The sequence below is a fragment of the Parasphingorhabdus marina DSM 22363 genome (assembly GCF_900128895.1).
Lineage (GTDB): Bacteria > Pseudomonadota > Alphaproteobacteria > Sphingomonadales > Sphingomonadaceae > Parasphingorhabdus > Parasphingorhabdus marina.
In genome coordinates this window covers 544,831-562,538 of sequence record NZ_FSQW01000002.1, presented here as the reverse complement: position 1 = coordinate 562,538, position 17,708 = coordinate 544,831, and the positions used below count along the sequence as shown (strand labels likewise).

Sequence of the window (17,708 nt, the reverse complement as noted above, 5' to 3'; positions counted from 1 at the left end):
CTATTCGTCCATCTTGTCGATCTTGGACTGAATGTCCGCAAGCTGCTTCTTCAGTTCCATGATCTCGCGATCCTTTTCGGAAAGCTCTTCTTCTTCCGCATCCTCTTCCTTGCCGCCGCTTTTCAGCGGGGCGAGCGCTTTTTCGACAACACCGGCCAGCGGACTTGCCTTGAGCGCGTTTTCCACCGCTTCCTGGAATTGTTTCTGATTTTTGACCGCCATCTGCCCGAGCGGGTTCTTGTTGAGCGCGCCTTCCACTGCTTCCTGAAACTGCTTCTGGTTCTTGCGGAAATTCTCCATTGATGCTTCCAGATAGGAGGGCATCAGGGACTGCATGCTGTTGCCATACATCGAAATCAGTTGCCGCAGGAAATTGACAGGCAACATGTTCTGTCCGCTGCTCTCTTCCTCGACGATGATCTGGGTCAGAACCGTATGGGTAATATCTTCTCCGGACTTGGCGTCGACAACCACAAAGTCGACATCATCGCGGGTCATTTCCGCGAGGAAATCGAGAGTGATGTAATTGGATGTCTCGGTATTGTAGAGGCGGCGGTTGGCGTATTTCTTGATCGTAATAGGGCCGTCCTCGGTCCCTTTTTTGGATTTTGCCATGGATTCTCCTGCCAAACCGGTCTGTGGATGGTTCTTCGCCTCTCACATAGGTTCAAATTGTTGCGATATTATCACTGCAATAGACAAAATTGTGCATCGCCGCAACAAAAGCCGTTCCGGAGAGGTTTTCCGACGAATTATCCCGGAATTGCGCCCGTTTCTTCTTTGCGACTGCAATATAGCGGATGCACAATCAGGGCGTGTCAGTCCAGTCACGCGCAAAACGCTGGCCGAGATTTGTGAGCAGTTCATATTGCGAGAGGCCGGATGCGACAGATGCGTCGGGTAGGTCATAGCCACAGCCCAGCCAGTCCCCCTCAGCCAGAGCTGAGGCCGACCGGATGTCCACTGCCGTCAGGTCCATGGAAATTCGCCCGAGCACTGGCAGCTTCTGGCCGTCTGCCACAAAATATCCGGAACCGGCAAAAGATCGCAAATATCCGTCCGCATAGCCCATGGCCAATATGGCGACTGGATGATCATCTTCGGCAATATAACGTGCATTATAACCCAGGCGGTCCCCTGACCTCAACTGGCGAATTTGCACGATCTGGCATTCGGGCCATGCAACCTGCTCAATATGGTCTTTCAGCTCTGCCCGGGGTTGACCGCCATAAAGCGCCAGTCCTGGGCGGGTCGCATCGAAATGATAGTCCTCTCCAAGAGCAATTCCGGCGCTGTTGGCAAAGCTGATCCGGCGGGCGGACACCTGCTGCAGAGCTTCGCGAAACTCAGACAACTGATCGGCATTCTGATCCACATCCTCATCGGCGGAGGCCAGATGGCTCATGACCATGTCGATATCCAGCTGGTCCAGTTCAGCCTGAGCCAGTTGATCCGGGTTGATGCCCAGCCGGTTCATGCCGCTATTGATCATGAGATCGCAGGGCCGACCGGTATCCCTCCAGCGCCGGGCTTGCTCCAGGCTGTTCAGGACGGGCTTCGCCGGAGATGCCAGTGCCGCCGGCATTTCCGAATCCTGAACACCGTTCAGCACGGAAATCCGGGCATCGCCTGCAATCAGGTCAGCAATATCTGACGCTTCCTGCCAGTTGGCAACATAGAAATCCCGGCATCCTGCGGCGATCAGCCTTTTGGTGACCCCGCGAGCTCCCAGACCATAACCGTCCGCCTTGACCGCGGCACCGGCACTGGCCGACCCACTTAACCGGTCCAGGGCGTTCCAGTTGGCAACGAGAGCAGCACCATCGAGTCTGAGCCGGGCCGAAGCCGGAATATCTTCGTTACCCACACTCATCTCGAACCTGTCTGGCGCATCAGCTTGTTTCGGCGAGTTCGGCTTCGGGATCGTTGGGGATACCCCACCAGGCCACAATCACACCGAAGGCCACAACAATCCATGTATACCATAATCCCGCATAGATATCTCCGGATCGGGCCACGATATATCCCGCAATCAGTGGCAGAAACCCGCCCAGATATCCCGCGCCGATATGATAGGGAATCGACATCGAACTGTAACGGATTTTGGGCGGGAACATTTCCGCGAGCAAGGCGGCGACCGACCCGTAGGTCAACGCACTCAGCGCACCGAGCACCAGCAGGATCGCCACGATACCGAGGATGCTGCCCACACCCAGTTGCTGCTTGCTGAAGTCATAGCCATATTCGCTCAGCGCCTCCCGCATTCCGGCGCTGCGCGCTTCGCCATCGGTGAGCCACTGCGCGTCAATTGCTATTTCGCTGTCACCTGCCGTCATCCGCAGACCCTCGCCATCGGACAGGTCATAAGCGACGCCGGCCGAAGTCAAGGTTTCCAGGATCTTGCCGCAATCACTCTGTTCGCGATTGAACAGTTCGGCGAAGGGATCCGTGCTGCACTGACTGCCTTCGACACGGACGGGATTGGCCTGCGCGGCTTCCGAAAGGCCGGGATTGGCAAAATGTCCCAGACCCCAGAATGCCGGGAAGAGCAGGAGAAGTGACAACAGCGCACCGACAATGATCGGCTTTTTGCGACCGACCTTGTCTGACCATTTTCCGACGATCAGATAGAAGGACATCGCGATCAGTCCGGCGAAGAAGAGGATCAGATCAACAGTCAGCGCCTCGACGTTCATCGGTCCGCGCAGGAAGGACATTCCGGAGAAGAAAGCAGTGTACCAGATGGTCGTCAAAATCCCGGTAATCCCGAACAGAGCAACAAAGATCCGTTTCTTGTTCCCCGGATAGGAAAAACTTTCGGTGAACGGGTTTTTCGAGGTTGTCCCTTCTGCCTTCATCGCCTGGAATACCGGACTTTCATTCAATTTGATCCGCATCCACAGTGAAATGGCGAGCAATATGATCGACAGCAGGAATGGCACGCGCCAGCCCCAGGCCTCAAACTCGGCTTCGGGAATGAGGAACCGGCAAGCCAGGACGACACCGATCGACAGCACAAATCCGCCGGCAACACTGGCCTGAATATAGCTGGTATAGTAGCCGCGCTTCTCGGTTGGCGCATGCTCGGCCACATAGATGGCGGCTCCTCCATATTCTCCGCCCAGCGCCAGGCCCTGCAATATCCGGAAGAATATGACGATAGCCGGCGCCCAAAGCCCGATTGTTTCTGCACTGGGGATCAGTCCGACACCCGCGGTTGCGATCCCCATCAATGTGACCGTGACAATGAAGGTATATTTGCGCCCCAGCTGGTCTCCCAGATAGCCGAACAAGACCGCGCCAACCGGTCGGAATCCGAAACCGATGGCGAAAGTGGCCCAGACCAACAGGATCTCCAGCGTTGGGTTTCCGCTCGGGAAAAATGTCGGGCCGATGATGTAGAACAGGGTTCCGTAAATAAAGAAATCATACCATTCAAAGACAGTCCCGGCGGAAGATGCGCCGATCACCATCCGGATTTCCTTTTCGGTCGGCTCCCGCTGCATTGCAGCGCCTGCTTCACTGGCCATGAATCACTCCCCTACATGTCCTCCGCCTTGCGTTCCGGTGCGGTTGGCGGAAATTCTATTCCAGTTCCAGTATCACTGCGTCCACGGCAAGGCTATCTCCCTGCGCGGCTTCCACGGATTTCACTACGCCATTTTTCTCGGCGCGGAGAATATTCTCCATTTTCATGGCTTCCACAACGGCCAGTGGCTGGCCTTCCTCGACCTTGTCCCCTTCCCCGACATGCAGAGCCACCAGAAGACCCGGCATCGGGCAGAGCAGGAATTTGGACATGTCCGGCGGGATCTTTTCGATCATGTGCACGGCATGTTGCGCAATATGCGCCGGCAGTACCTGAACCTTGTGGGTTGCCCCATTGGTATTCAACGCAAAGCCACTGGCGGTCCGCGCAATCTTGACGGATAGCGGCTTGTCACCAACCGTTGCCAGAATCAGACTGTCTCCCGGCGTATAGGCGAGTGACAGGTCGACGTCCGTGCCATCGACAACAATTCCGTCTTCCGACACCGACACGGCAAATTTTGCATCATCGATCTTCGCTTCCCATTCGGAGGGCGGATCCAGCTGTTGACCGAGCTGGTGATCCACCCGGCGCGCACGATCGGCATGCGCCGTGGCGACGAAGGCGGCAATCGCAGCCAGATTGCGCTGCAGCTCTTCCGACGCAGGTGCCCCCTGGAACCCGTCGGGATATTCCTCGGCAATGAATCCGGTGGTCAGTTCGCCGGACCGAAAGCGCGGATGCTGCATCAGGGCCGACAGGAAGTCGATATTATGTCCGAGCCCTTCCAGTTCGAACCGGTTCAGCGCCTCTATCTGACGATCAGCCGCTTCGTCCCGGGTTTCGCCCCAGGTCACGAGCTTGGCAATCATCGGATCATAGTAGATCGACACTTCCCCGCCATCCATGACACCGTCATCCACCCGGACGCCATTGGTGCCCCGAATGGGATCGCCGGACCAGCCGGGAACCGGCGGATTATAACGCACGATCCGGCCCGTCGATGGCAGAAACCCGCGATAGGGATCTTCCGCATAGACCCGGTTCTCAATCGCCCAGCCGTCAATGCCGATGTCTTTTTGCTGCAATTCCAGCTTCTCGCCAGCCGCGACGCGGATCATCTGTTCGACCAGATCGACACCGGTGATGGCTTCGGTAACCGGATGCTCCACCTGAAGGCGGGTATTCATTTCGAGAAAGTAGAAACTTTCACCGGTCTTGTCGGCGCCAGAGACTATCAGCTCGACCGTGCCGGCGCTGTGGTAGTTCACCGCCTGTGACAGTGCCACGCATTGCTCGCCCATTGCCTTGCGCATTTTCGGCGTGACGAAGGGCGATGGTGCTTCTTCCACAACCTTCTGATGGCGGCGCTGAATCGAGCATTCGCGCTCGTTCAGGTAAAGAATGTTGCCGTGTTTGTCGCCGAGGATCTGGATCTCGATATGGCGCGGATCCTCGATAAATTTCTCGATAAACACGCGGTCGTCACCGAACGAGTTAAGGCCTTCCCGCTTGGTTGCCTCAAAGCCTTCGCGCACATCCTTCTCGGAATAAGCCAGTCGCATGCCCTTGCCGCCGCCGCCAGCGGAGGCCTTCATCATCACCGGATAGCCGATATCATCGGAGATTTTCACCGCATGCTCGGTATCCTCAATCTCGCCGACAAAACCGGGCACGACATTGACGCCGGCTTCCATGGCCAGTTTTTTGGATTCGATCTTGTCGCCCATCGCCGCAATGGCATTGGGCGGAGGCCCGATAAAGGCGATGTCATTTTTCTCCAGCTCTTCGACGAAACTGGCGCGTTCGGACAGAAAACCATAGCCTGGGTGAACCGCTTCCGCTCCGGTTTCCTTGCAGGCGGCAATGATCTTGTCGGCGAGCAGATAGCTTTCCGCAGCCGGTGGCGGACCAATATGGACTGCCTCATCCGCCATCCGGACAAAAGGTGCACGCGCATCGGCATCGGAATAGACGGCCACCGTCGCAATGCCCATTTTTTTGGCGGTGCGAATAACACGGCAGGCGATCTCCCCCCGGTTAGCGATCAGGATTTTTTTGAACAAAGTCAGGCCTCCAGCAAGCCGTCACCCCAGCGGAGGCTGGGGTCTCTGGCTAGATGTCTGTTTAGTATCGATTGAGATTCCAGCCTTCGCTGGAATGACGAAATATGGATCACTCAGCCGCCTCCAGCGCACCGCAGGTCTTCTCCGCCCGCATTGGCTCTTCGCCTTCCAGCGCTTTCAGTCCCAGGCGTTCAAACAGTGCCGCGTCACTGTCATCGCCGGCATTGGGCGCAGTCAGCAGCTTGTCGCCGGTGAAGATGGAATTGGCACCAGCCATGAAGCACAGCGCCTGTGTCGCCTCGCTCATGCTTTCGCGGCCTGCGCTCAGACGGACCATGGATTGGGGCATGGTGATCCGGGCCACGGCGACGGTGCGGACAAATTCGATATCGTCAATCTTCGCCATCGGCGTATCATGGAGCATGTCGCCGAGGATCGTTCCCTTGACCGGGACCAGCGCATTGACGGGCACGCTTTCCGGATGTTGTTCCAGCGTCGCCAGGGTGTGGACAAAGCCGACACGGTCTTCCCGGGTTTCCCCCATGCCAATAATGCCGCCGGAGCAGACGTTAATTCCGCTGTCGCGCACATTTTGCAACGTATCGAGGCGATCCTCCATTTTGCGCGTGGAGATCGCCTTCTCATAATATTCGGGGCTGCTGTCGATATTGTGGTTGTAATAGTCGAGTCCGGCCTCGGCCAGCATGTCCGCCTGTTTGGGCGTGAGCATGCCCAGGGTCATGCAGGTTTCCATGCCCATGTCGCGGACGCCCTTTACGATCTCGACAATCGCGGGCATGTCGCGGTCTTTGGGATTGCGCCAGGCGGCACCCATGCAGAACCGCTGCGATCCTGCATCCTTGGCCTGGGCCGCAGATTGCAATACTGCCCGGACATCCATCAGCTTGGTGGCTTCCACCCCGCTGTCGGCATGGACCGACTGGCTGCAATAGCCGCAGTCTTCCGGGCATCCGCCGGTCTTGATCGACAGGAGCGTGCAAAGCTGGACTTCATCCGGCTTGTGATAGGCGCGATGCGCCGTGGCCGCCTGAAACAGCAATTCGGTAAAGGGCAAATCAAACAGGGCCGCGATTTCCTCGCGGGTCCAGTCGGTACGGATGTCACTCATTCTGCGGCTTCCTCCATTTCGCCCTCGGGCGGCATATTGTGCCCGAGCAAGCGCAAGATATCGGCTGCACATTCCACAATATTGCTGCCGGGTCCATAGATTCCGACCACACCGGAATTTCTCAGGAATTCATAGTCCTGCGGCGGGATCACGCCGCCCGCAAAAACCTTGATATCGCTGCGCCCCGCATCTTTCATGATGTTGATAAGTTCGGGGATAAGTGTCTTGTGTCCCGCGGCCAGGCTGGAAGCACCCACCGCATCGACATTTTCGGATAGCGCCAGATCTGCGGTTTCGCGTGGTGTCTGGAAAAGAGGTCCGGAGATGACGTCAAATCCCATATCCGTAAAAGCGCTGGACACCACATTGGCGCCACGGTCATGCCCATCCTGGCCCATTTTGGCGACGAGGATTTTGGGTTTGCGACCGAGACGCTGTGACACAGCATCCACACCGTCAATTACAAGGGCATATTGCGGATCGCCTTCATAGGCGGCACCGTAAATACCCTTCACCGGAGTAGGTTGCGTGGCATAGCGACCAAAGGCAGCTTCCATGGCATCCGAGATTTCCCCGAGCGAGGCCCGCTTGCGCGCCGCATCAACGGCCAGCGCCAACATGTTGCCATCCGCCCTGGCGCCTTCGGTGATCGCGTTCAGCGCGGCCTGGCACGCATCCTCGTCCCGTTCCGCCCGCATCTTGTCGAGCCGGGCAATCTGCCCCTGGCGGACCTTGGCATTGTCAATGTCCAGCGTTTCAATCTGGTCCTCGTCTTCGAGACGATATTTGTTCACGCCGACAATCACGTCTTCGCCGCGGTCGACGCGAGCCTGACGACCCGCGGCGGCTTCCTCGATCATGCCTTTGGGCCAGCCGTCAGCAACGGCTTTGGCCATGCCGCCCTCTTTTTCGACCCGCTCAATGATCTCCCAGGCCTTTTCGACCAGTTCATCGGTCAGCGCTTCAATATAGTAGCTGCCGCCGAGCGGATCGACGACCTTGGTGATCCCGGCTTCTTCCTGCAGGACAATCTGCGTATTGCGGGCGATCCGGGCCGAAAAGTCGGTCGGCAGCGCAATCGCTTCGTCGAGTGCATTGGTGTGCAGCGACTGGGTCCCGCCCAGTGTCGCCGCCATGGCCTCAATCGTGGTGCGGATCACATTGTTGTAGGGATCCTGCTCGGTCAGGGACACGCCTGATGTCTGGCAATGGGTGCGCAGCATCTTGGACCGCTCGGCCTTGGCCCCCAGACCGTCCATCACCCGGTACCATAGCGTCCGGGCGGCCCGCAGCTTGGCGACTTCCATGAAGAAATTCATGCCGATACCGAAAAAGAAGCTCAGGCGTCCGGCGAACTTGTCGATATCGAGGCCGGTCGCCATCGCCTGTTTCGCATATTCCTTGCCGTCCGCAATGGTGAATGCCAGCTCTTGCACCGCCGTCGCCCCGGCTTCATGCATATGATAGCCGCTGATCGAAATACTGTTGAATTTCGGCATGTTTTCGGAGGTATATGCGATAATATCTGAAATGATCCGCATGCTGGGATCCGGCGGATAGATATAAGTATTGCGGACCATGAACTCCTTCAGAATGTCATTCTGGATGGTCCCGGACAGCTGTTCCTGAGAAACCCCCTGCTCTTCCGCAGCGATAATGTAGAATGCGAGACACGGAATGACCGCGCCGTTCATCGTCATCGAGACCGACATCTGGTCGAGCGGAATCTGGTCGAACAGGATTTTCATGTCCTCGACACTGTCAATCGCGACGCCGGCCTTGCCGACATCTCCGACAACACGCGGATGGTCGCTGTCATAGCCACGATGGGTGGCGAGATCGAAGGCCACGGACAGCCCCTTCTGTCCCGCCGCGAGATTCCGGCGGTAAAAGGCGTTTGACTCTTCCGCAGTCGAGAAACCGGCATATTGGCGGATCGTCCAGGGGCGCCCGGCATACATGCTCGCCTTCACGCCGCGGGTGAACGGACCAAATCCGGGCAGCCCCGGATCTCCTGCATCTTCCTGCGTGTAAAGCGGCTTGACGGTAATCCCTTCCGGGGTCTCCCAGTCGAGATCGCGGCCCTTCACTTCCTTGTCGGCCAGGGCTTTCCAGTCGGCAATTGTCGGTTTATCAGTCATGGCGTGCATCCTAGCCTTTCCGTAACGTCCTGTCGAAACCTGATTTGGATTATCCGCTCTTCGACAACGCCGCCGGGATCTGGCTTATTCTCCCTTGAATTCGGCCTTGCGCTTCTGAAGAAACGCGATGGCACCTTCGCGCGCATCCTTGCTGTCGCCCGCTATGCGTTGCCCTTCGGCTTCGGTAAAAAGTGCAGTGCTGTAGTCCGTGTCGAGCGCCTTGGCGATATTCTGCCGCATCACGCCGAGGGCCACGGTCGGGCCGTCTGCCAGCCGGCGCGCGAGGGCTCCTGCTTCATCCATCAGCGCATCATTATCGACGCATTTGTAGACGAGACCCCAGTCTGCCGCTTTTTCGCCAGGTATTTTCTCGCCAAGCAGCATCATTTCGGTGGCCCGGGCCTTGCCGATCAGCCGGGGCAGCATCCAGCTGGCACCCCCATCGGGTACCAGACCGATATTCACAAAAGCCTGCAGAAAATAGGCAGCTTTGCCGGCGATCGCGAAGTCGCTGGCCAGAGCGATCGAGCAACCAACCCCGGCTGCCGGACCGTTCACGGCCGTAATCGTCGGGATCTGCAGCTTGGACAGCTTCAGCATCAGCGGGTTATAGCTCTTGTTGAGCGCCATGAACGACGCCTTGCCGCCGGTCACGGCGCTGTTATTGCTGGCCTGAAGGTCGGCCCCGGCACAAAAAGCCCGGCCTTCCCCGGTGATGATCAGGGCACGGGCATCTTCGAGCAGATCGAGGGCGGTGAACAGCTCGTCCGCCATGTCCAGCGAACAGGCATTGAGCCGGTCCGGCTTGTTCAGTGTGATCGTCGCCACCTGATCGGTGATATCCAGCTTGATTGTTTCAAATTCCATGATTGTATCCCTCATTTTTGTCATTCCCGCGAAGATGGGAATCCCGGACGGTTTTCCATTCCGCCTGAAACCCCGGCCTGCGCCGAGGTGACGCTGTGTTTAATGATCCTTTGGCGTTTCCATGATCTCGGTTAGCATCCCGCCCATATCCTTGGGATGCACAAAAAAGATAAGCGTGCCATGGGCACCGATGCGCGGTTCTCCCAGAACGCGTTTGCCCATCGCTTCAAATTCCGCCTTGGCCTCGTGAATATCCGGAACCTCAAAGCAGATATGATGTTGTCCGCCCAACGGATTCTTTTCCAGCCATTTTCCGACAGCGCTGTCCGCTTTGGTCGGTTGCAGCAATTCGACCTGGGTCCCAGCTGTTCCGCCCTCTCCCGGCGTGTTCACGAAGCACACGCGCACTTTCTGCGATTCCAGCACAAAGGGCTCGGTGATATCGGTAGCGCCCATGACATCGCGGTAGAAGGCAATGGAAGCGTCCAGATCCGGTGTGGCCACGCCAATATGGTTCATGCGTCCCAGTTTCATGGCTTTTTCCCTCGGTTTAATTGATCAGTTAAATGCCCAAATGGTCCCGCTTTTGCAACAGCAGAATTCAGTGCTTTTCCCCATGCGGGAAAATCTTGTGGACCAGCGGTGCGATCACGGCCCCGATCGCTACGCCGAGCAGGCCCGACAGGATGGCAAATAGGATGCCTTCGCCAAAATAGCCCCAGGATTCCGGCAAAAAGCCGACAATCGGATGCGAAACAATATCGATCAGATGTTCCGGGCCGTGCCAGCCAACCGCGGCAATATTGTGAACCAACAGGCCGCCACCGACCCAGGCCATGGCGAGCGTGCCGATAACCGATATGGTGGCCAGCAATTTCGGCATGAACTGCACCAATCCGCGGCCGAACTTCGCAGTAAAACCGGTATTTTCAGTGGCCAGATGGAGCCCAACATCATCCATTTTCACTATTAGCGCCACCGCGCCATAGACAGCCACGGTAATCACCACGCCGATCAGCGCAAGGATGATCCCCTGTTGCCACCAGACCTCGTCGGTGACTTCGGACAAGGCAATGGCCATGATTTCCGCGGACAGAATGAAATCGGTCCGGATTGCGCCGGAAACCATTTCCTCTTCACGGCCATGGCCTTCGATGATCGCCGGTTCCTCATGTTTGGTGCTTTCGTCGACATGCAGCCATTCGAGCACCTTTTCCGCCGCCTCATAGCAAAGGAACAGCCCGCCGAGGATCAGGATGATCGGGATCAGAAATGACGCAAATTGACCCAGCAAAACCGCGGCGGGGAGCAGGAACAACAATTTGTTCTTGATCGACCCCTTGGCGATCTTCCAGATCATCGGCAGTTCGCGCGCAGGATCGAACCCGGTCACATATTGCGGGGTCACCGCCGCATCATCAATCACGACCCCGGCCGACTTGGCCCCTGCCCGAGCGGCGGCGGCGCTGATATCATCCACGGAAGCGGCCGCCACCTTGGCGATTGCGGCAACGTCATCAAGAAGGGCGACTAGTCCTGTGGGCATTTTATATCAGAGCCGCAATGCCAAGGCCCACGGAAGCTAGCATCCCGACCAAACCAGCAGTTTTGACACCTCTGCCTTCATAAAATCTGTCTATTCGAGCTCCTATTGTGGGAGAAGCTGTGATTAAACGATTTTTGCTAGCCTTCCTCATAACTGAGCAAAAGAATCCTACCTTCGACAAAGTGGATTGATGCATTTTAATAAATTCACCGTTTTCAAAGGCTTCTGTTTCCTGTTGCCCATTGAGAAAGTCTTTTGGTTTGCCTCCATTCAAATCCATCAGGGTTGGCATCTGTGGGTGGTTCGCATACAATTTTCCGTACTTACTCCTCAAGATGTCATTCAAGTTGATACGCTGTTCGGGTGGAATAAACGGCGGATTGGCTATGTCGAGCGTTCGAGCACGATGTTCCAGATGCTCGAATCCATATGTCAAATTTCGCATGTTCCAGTGAATCCAATATGATCCTCGATAATTCTGCACGAAATCGTAAAACCGTTTCAACAATTCCTTTTCGACCCTGTCGAACTCAGCGAAAACGTCATCCTTAGCGATGTGCAACTCTTCAGCGATTGCGTGCGTGGAAAAACTCATTGCTTGTCCAGTTGCAAACTGGGTTACAGCAATTGAAGTTATTCGCGGTGACAATCCGGGATTATCATCGAAGAGACTCTGACAGGAATAATGAATTACAAAAAAGTCGTCCGGTGATTGTTTAACCTTTAGCAGAAATTTTTTCGGCGACTGTATACTCATAACGGAATATTGTCATGCTTCTTCCATGGATTCTCCAGCTGCTTGTTCCGCAGCTTCCGCAGCCCCAGAGCCACTCTACGCCGCGTGGAATGCGGCATGATCACTTCATCCACAAAGCCTTTTTGCGCCGCGATAAAGGGATTGGCGAAACGCGCTTCATATTCAGCCGTGCGCTCGGCTATCTCTTCTTCGGTCTTGCCGCGAAAGATGATCTCGACCGCGCCCTTCGCACCCATCACTGCGATTTCTGCGGTCGGCCAGGCATAGTTGAGATCACCGCGCAAATGCTTTGACGCCATGACGTCATAGGCCCCGCCATAGGCTTTTCGGGTGATGATCGTGATCTTGGGCACGGTCGCTTCGGCATAGGCAAAAAGCAGTTTTGCGCCATGTTTGATGATGCCATTGTGCTCCTGATCGGTGCCAGGCAGAAAGCCGGGCACGTCGACCAGCGTGACAATCGGAATATCAAACGCGTCGCAGTAACGCACGAAACGCGCGGCCTTCTTTGAAGCGTTGATGTCGAGACAGCCGGCCAGCACCATCGGCTGATTGGCGACCACACCCACGGTGCTGCCTTCCATCCGGCCAAAGCCGCAGATGATATTGCCGGCATGACCGGGCTGGATCTCGAAGAAATCGCCCTCGTCGAGCATTTTCCGGATCACTTCGTGCATGTCATAGGGCTGGTTGGCATTGGCCGGGACCAGCGTGTCGAGGCTTTCCTCCAGCCGGTCCCACGGGTCCGCCGTTGGCCGTTCGGGGACTTCCTCGCGGTTGGATAGCGGCATGAAGTCGATGAAATCGCGTGCCGCGAGCAGCGCTTCGATATCATTGTCATAGGCAACATCGGCGACGCTGGTCTTGGTTGAATGGGTCACGGCCCCGCCCAGCTCTTCCTGCGTCACGACCTCATTGGTCACAGTCTTGACGACGTCCGGGCCAGTGACGAACATGTAGCTGCTGTCCTTCACCATGAAGATGCAGTCATGGCGGGCGAGTACACTGCCCCACCGGCGCATGGTCCCATGATCAGGCTGAGCTGCGGGATGACGCCGCTGGCCAGCACATTGCGCTGGAACACCTCGGCATAGCCACCCAGGGAGGCGACACCTTCCTGAATCCGCGCGCCACCCGAGTCATTGAGCCCGATAACCGGCGCTCCGACTTTCATCGCATTGTCGAGTACCTTGCAGATTTTCTCGGCATGGCGTTCGGACAGAGATCCGCCGAACACGGTAAAATCCTGGCTGAACACATAGACCAGCCGGCCATTGATGGTGCCCGACCCGGTGACCACACCATCGCCGGGGATTTTGGTTTCTTCCATGCCGAAATCGACGCAATTATGTTCGACATACATGTCGATTTCTTCGAACGAGCCTTCATCGAGCAGGACTTCGAGACGTTCGCGAGCGGTGAGTTTGCCCTTGGCATGCTGGGCGTCGATCCGCTTCTGACCACCGCCGAGATGGGCCTCGGCCCGTTTTGCTTCGAGTTGCGCGATAATGTCTGACATCATTCCCCCATGGCTGCAGGCGCTAAGTTGCACGCGGCTTATCCTTTGGGCGGCGCGCCCGTCAATAGCTAGCTGCTATTGAAAATGGTATCTTTGGAAACGGTCAGACTTTGACCACGCCGTGGTCAATCAGGCTGTTGGCAGTGTCGGCAATGGTATCCTCGACCGGACGCATTTCCCAGCCCAGCTTGTCCTGCGAATGGGTTCCCTTGACGATCCGGATCTTGCCCAGTTCCGACTTGATCCCCCGCACCTCGGCGTTGAACAGTGCGAGAACATTGACCAGAAAGCGGGGCATGCCTTTCCTTGGGGCCTTGCGGGCCTTTTCACCGAGCATGTGATGCAGGATATTGGCCATGTCGAGGAAGGTCAGCGTCGGTCCGGCTGCGAGGAACCGATCATTGTCGATGTCCGGTGCGGTTAGCGCCTTGACATGCAGATCGGCGACATCGCGCACGTCGACCAAGGGATAGGCTATGCCGGGGGCCATGGGGATACTGCCGTCCATCAATTGCTGAATGGCCAGAACCGAAGCCGAGAAATCGCCGTCGGTCACGGGCCCCAGGACCATACCGGGATTAACCGAGCAATATTCCATCCCCTCCCCCTTGTCCGCGATCCAGTCGCGTGCCGCCCGTTCGGCAATGGTCTTGGATTTCACATAGGCATAGGCGTCAGGATGATTGATGTCGGTCCAGTCATTCTCGTCAAATTCATGGGTGCCTTCATCGACACCATAGGCCACGGCGGCCATGGAGGATGTGTGCACGAAACGCTTTACGCCGGCTTCTTTCGCATATTTCAGAGCGCGTAATGCGCCTTCCCGCGCTGGTACGATGAGATCATTCTCATGTTTCGGCGTCTGCGCAACGATGGGGGATGCAACATGCACCACATGGGTACATCCCGCCATTGCGGCCGCCCAGCCTTCGTCATGCGTGAGATCGGCCTGAAAAAACTTCAGTTTGTCGTTTGCATCCGGAAAGCGGCGTCGTACCTCGGCCTCTCGGTCGAGATTGCGAACAGTCGTGTGCACGGTCCAGCCATCATCCAGCAGCTGTTGAATGATGTAAGTGGCTATATAGCCCGATCCGCCCGAAACCATCGCAATGTTGGACATTCACCCTCTCCCAAATGTTGGAGAGAGTTTACATTGCAATTTGAAACTGTCCAGTGCGGCTTGCTATTTGAGCAGGACAAGTTCTTCCGACATGCTGGGGTGCAATGCGACGGTGTCGTCAAAGGCCTGTTTGGTCAGTCCGGCCTTCACCGCTACGGCAGCTGCCTGCAGGATTTCGGGCGCTTCCGGTCCGATCATGTGGAGGCCCAGGATTTTCTCGCTCGTGGCCTCGACAATCATCTTGTACAGACTGCGTTCCGCGCGGTCGGCAAAGACATTACGCATTGCCCGGAAATCCGAGGAATAGACCTTGATGTTGCCATATTGCGAACGGGCTTCGCCTTCGGTCAGGCCCACCGAAGCAATGGGTGGCTGAGAAAAGACGGCGGACGGAATCATGTCATAATCCACCGTCCGCGGGTTGTCGCCAAACACGGTGTCAGCAAAGGCCTGTCCTTCGCGGATCGCCACCGGAGTCAACTGAACCCGGTCCGTCACATCGCCCACGGCATAGATGCTTTCGACATTGGTCTGGCTGTATTCATCAACCTTGATCGCACCCTTCTCGTTGGTTTCCACGCCGGCATTTTCCAGCCCCAGGCCGTCGACCTTTGGCCGGCGCCCGGTCGCGGCGAGAACAACATCGGCGACAACCGGGCGATCCCTGCCGTCCATATAGACATCGAGTGCGCCATCTTCGCGTTTCTCGATCTTGTCGAATGTGCAGTTGAACTTGTAGGTGATACCCTTGCTGGTGCCGATCTGCAGCAGCCGGTCGCGCAGACTTTCGTCATAGCCCCGCAGAATGACATCGGATCGGTTGACCACGATAACTTCACTGCCAAGGCCGTTGAAAATGCCGGCAAATTCATTGGCGATGTAACCACCACCGGAAATGATTACTGTTTCGGGGAGCTTTTCCAGATGAAACATCTCATTGGATGTGAGCATGTACTCACTGCCCGGAAATTCGGGCACATCCGGCCAGGCACCGGTTGCAACCAGGATGGTTTTGGCCGTGACGGTCTTGCCCGAAGCCAGTTTGATTTCGTTGGGTCCGGCTATTTCGGCGCGCTCCAGTATCATTTCGACATCATGATTTTTGAGCGTGTCCATATAGGCGTTGTTCAGACGATCCACATCGCCGAGCACATGGTCCCGCAATTTCGTCCAGTCAAAATGCGCATTTTCCCAGGTCCAGCCAAAATTCTTGCCGTCTTCCAGATCTTCGGAAAAATGGGAGCCGTAAACGAGGAGCTTTTTCGGCACACAGCCACGGATGACGCAGGTGCCACCGACCCTGTATTCCTCGGCTACAGCGACTTTCGCGCCATAGGATGCCGAAACGCGCGCCGCGCGCACGCCGCCGGAGCCGGCACCAATGACGAAGAGATCATAATCAGATTCTGACATGTTTTTTCCTTGATAGTCAGGCCGGAAAGGCCCGCTTTTTCAATTGTTCGGTCGAAGGGTCCATTTTGTTACCGTCGCCGGACATTAGTTGATTGGCCATCTCTTTGCCGAGTTCGACTCCGAACTGGTCAAACGGATTGATCTCCAGCATCGCCGCATTGACGAAGGTCCGGTGTTCGTAAAAGGCGATCAGCGCACCCAGTGTCTTGCCGTCCAGTCTGTCCAGCAATATCGTGGTCGATGGCCTGTCCCCAGGGTAATTGCGATTGGGATCATCAGACGTCTTGCCTGCCATCAGGGCTGCGGCCTGGCCAAAACAATTGAGCAACAGTCCCTTGTGATGCGCTTCCTGCAGTGAATGGCCGGGTTCGATCACCGCGAGAAATTCGACCGGAACCACATGTGTTCCCTGATGCAGGAGCTGGAACACTGCATGCTGTGCATCGGTACCGACGCCGCCCCAGGTAATCGAACCGCTGTGGCCATCAATGGGCTCACCGTTCAGTTTTACCGACTTTCCATTGCTCTCCATTTCCAGCTGCTGAAGATAGTCCGGAAGCAGGCCGAGACGCTCGTCATAAACGAACACCGCCCGGGTTTCATATTCCCGTACCTGGGCGTAAAACTGGTCGCACCAGGCAGCAAGCACCGGAATATTCTGCTCAGGCGGCGTGTCGGCAAAATGCCGGTCCATTTCCGCCGCACCGGCGAGCAGATCTTCAAACACCTCAAATCCGACCGTCAGGGCCACACTGAATCCGATGGATGACCAGAGCGAATAGCGTCCTCCGATGGTCTCGGAAAATGGCAGGATCCGGCTTTCATCAATGCCCCATTCGACGGCTTTGTCCGGTTTGGCGGTCAGGGCGACAATCCGCCCGAAGGGATCGGATTCGCCCTCTTCCCGCATCCAGTCCATTACCGACTGTGCGTTCAGCAGTGTTTCCGCCGTTGTGAAGCTCTTGGACGCAATGACCAGAAGGGTCCTGGCGGCCTCAAAACGTTCCAGTACAGGCTCCAGCGCACTCCCGTCGATATTGGACACGACTGCCGTTTCGTATTTTTCATCACCAAGGGACAAAGTCTGCAAAAGTAATTCCGGACCCAGAGCCGATCCGCCAATCCCAAGATGAATGACATGCCTGATCTCGCCCAAGGCACCGGCGTCGATAGCCTTGATCAGTCCCGCCATACGGGATCGCAAAAGCCCCGCCATATGCACGCTGTCCGGATCACCAATTCCCCGTTCGGCGCTATGCTCGGCGGCCCTGCCCTCGCTGGGATTGACCGTTTCGCCAGCGAGCAGCGACTGAATGCGATCGGATACTGCCAATTCTTCGGACAGTTTTTGGAAAGCAGATATCAGCTCACCATCAAGATGTGTCTTCGAGAAATCGAACAATATGCCGGATTGTTCAAAGGAGAACTGCCCGACGCGGTCGGTATCTTGATCGAACAATGCGGTGAGGCTTTTGCGGGGCTGGTTTTTGATACTGTTCCAGTCTGCCAAATTCTGTTCCTTCTGTGTCGGACCCGGAAGCTGATCGAGCCTTAGGCACTATCGCCAGCAAGACTTTCTCACAAGCGCAAATTGTCCTTTGCCAACCACCGATCGGGCGAC

13 protein-coding genes and 1 pseudogene are annotated in these 17,708 nt (G+C 56.6%); all 14 read right to left on the bottom strand.

Features of this window, described 5'->3' with window-relative positions:
* The 14 genes and pseudogenes from phaR to pgi all read right to left on the bottom strand — a co-directional run bounded on the left by phaR (position 1) and on the right by pgi (position 17,597).
* On the bottom strand, positions 1-615 hold the full coding sequence (gene phaR / locus BUQ90_RS12415) for a polyhydroxyalkanoate synthesis repressor PhaR (RefSeq protein WP_074205498.1): 615 nt from the start codon (positions 613-615) through the stop codon (positions 1-3).
* A gap of 193 nt (positions 616-808) precedes the next feature.
* Positions 809-1,873 carry an alanine racemase gene (gene alr, locus BUQ90_RS12410; protein WP_074205497.1) on the bottom strand — a complete coding sequence of 355 codons (1,065 nt, stop codon included), beginning with the start codon at positions 1,871-1,873 and terminating at the stop codon, positions 809-811.
* Between the two features lie 19 nt (positions 1,874-1,892).
* A complete protein-coding gene (locus tag BUQ90_RS12405; RefSeq protein ID WP_074205496.1) occupies positions 1,893-3,530 on the bottom strand; it encodes an MFS transporter in 1,638 nt (545 codons plus the stop codon).
* Positions 3,531-3,585: 55 nt separating this feature from the next.
* Positions 3,586-5,595 carry an acetyl-CoA carboxylase biotin carboxylase subunit gene (locus BUQ90_RS12400; RefSeq protein WP_074205495.1) on the bottom strand — a complete coding sequence of 670 codons (2,010 nt, stop codon included), beginning with the start codon at positions 5,593-5,595 and terminating at the stop codon, positions 3,586-3,588.
* A gap of 109 nt (positions 5,596-5,704) precedes the next feature.
* Positions 5,705-6,724 carry a biotin synthase BioB gene (bioB, locus tag BUQ90_RS12395; RefSeq protein ID WP_074205494.1) on the bottom strand — a complete coding sequence of 340 codons (1,020 nt, stop codon included), beginning with the start codon at positions 6,722-6,724 and terminating at the stop codon, positions 5,705-5,707.
* The gene (scpA, locus tag BUQ90_RS12390) at positions 6,721-8,865 is read right to left on the bottom strand and encodes a methylmalonyl-CoA mutase (protein WP_074206402.1); all 2,145 of its coding nucleotides are present in this window, start codon (positions 8,863-8,865) and stop codon (positions 6,721-6,723) included. The genes bioB and scpA overlap by 4 nt, the downstream gene beginning before the upstream one ends.
* Positions 8,866-8,949: 84 nt before the next feature.
* A complete protein-coding gene (locus BUQ90_RS12385; RefSeq protein WP_074206401.1) occupies positions 8,950-9,732 on the bottom strand; it encodes an enoyl-CoA hydratase-related protein in 783 nt (260 codons plus the stop codon).
* 99 nt (positions 9,733-9,831) lie between these two features.
* The gene (gene mce, locus BUQ90_RS12380; RefSeq protein WP_074205493.1) at positions 9,832-10,266 is read right to left on the bottom strand and encodes a methylmalonyl-CoA epimerase; all 435 of its coding nucleotides are present in this window, start codon (positions 10,264-10,266) and stop codon (positions 9,832-9,834) included.
* A 67-nt stretch (positions 10,267-10,333) separates the two neighbouring features.
* The gene (locus BUQ90_RS12375) at positions 10,334-11,278 is read right to left on the bottom strand and encodes a DUF808 domain-containing protein (RefSeq protein ID WP_074205492.1); all 945 of its coding nucleotides are present in this window, start codon (positions 11,276-11,278) and stop codon (positions 10,334-10,336) included.
* 1 nt (position 11,279) lies between these two features.
* Positions 11,280-11,873, bottom strand: a complete 594-nt coding sequence (locus BUQ90_RS12370; RefSeq protein ID WP_159437102.1) for a hypothetical protein — start codon at positions 11,871-11,873, stop codon at positions 11,280-11,282.
* A gap of 158 nt (positions 11,874-12,031) precedes the next feature.
* Positions 12,032-13,554: pseudogene (locus tag BUQ90_RS12365) on the bottom strand (acyl-CoA carboxylase subunit beta).
* A gap of 103 nt (positions 13,555-13,657) precedes the next feature.
* Complete coding sequence (locus tag BUQ90_RS12360; RefSeq protein WP_074205490.1) at positions 13,658-14,674, bottom strand: NAD-dependent epimerase/dehydratase family protein; 1,017 nt, start codon at positions 14,672-14,674, stop codon at positions 13,658-13,660.
* Positions 14,675-14,737: 63 nt separating this feature from the next.
* Positions 14,738-16,087 (bottom strand): glutathione-disulfide reductase, encoded by a 1,350-nt coding sequence (gene gor, locus BUQ90_RS12355; protein ID WP_074205489.1) that lies wholly within the window; start codon positions 16,085-16,087, stop codon positions 14,738-14,740.
* A 16-nt stretch (positions 16,088-16,103) separates the two neighbouring features.
* The gene (gene pgi / locus BUQ90_RS12350; RefSeq protein ID WP_074205488.1) at positions 16,104-17,597 is read right to left on the bottom strand and encodes a glucose-6-phosphate isomerase; all 1,494 of its coding nucleotides are present in this window, start codon (positions 17,595-17,597) and stop codon (positions 16,104-16,106) included.
* Between the last annotated feature and the right edge of the window lie 111 nt (positions 17,598-17,708).

Coding starts and splice junctions, on each gene's coding strand:
- phaR (WP_074205498.1), bottom strand. CDS start 615: ATGGCAAAATCCAAAAAAGGGACCGAGGACGGCCCTATTACGATCAAG.
- alr (WP_074205497.1), bottom strand. CDS start 1,873: ATGAGTGTGGGTAACGAAGATATTCCGGCTTCGGCCCGGCTCAGACTC.
- BUQ90_RS12405 (WP_074205496.1), bottom strand. CDS start 3,530: ATGGCCAGTGAAGCAGGCGCTGCAATGCAGCGGGAGCCGACCGAAAAG.
- bioB (WP_074205494.1), bottom strand. CDS start 6,724: ATGAGTGACATCCGTACCGACTGGACCCGCGAGGAAATCGCGGCCCTG.
- scpA (WP_074206402.1), bottom strand. CDS start 8,865: ATGACTGATAAACCGACAATTGCCGACTGGAAAGCCCTGGCCGACAAG.
- BUQ90_RS12385 (WP_074206401.1), bottom strand. CDS start 9,732: ATGGAATTTGAAACAATCAAGCTGGATATCACCGATCAGGTGGCGACG.
- mce (WP_074205493.1), bottom strand. CDS start 10,266: ATGAAACTGGGACGCATGAACCATATTGGCGTGGCCACACCGGATCTG.
- BUQ90_RS12375 (WP_074205492.1), bottom strand. CDS start 11,278: ATGCCCACAGGACTAGTCGCCCTTCTTGATGACGTTGCCGCAATCGCC.
- BUQ90_RS12370 (WP_159437102.1), bottom strand. CDS start 11,873: ATGAGTTTTTCCACGCACGCAATCGCTGAAGAGTTGCACATCGCTAAG.
- BUQ90_RS12360 (WP_074205490.1), bottom strand. CDS start 14,674: ATGTCCAACATTGCGATGGTTTCGGGCGGATCGGGCTATATAGCCACT.
- gor (WP_074205489.1), bottom strand. CDS start 16,087: ATGTCAGAATCTGATTATGATCTCTTCGTCATTGGTGCCGGCTCCGGC.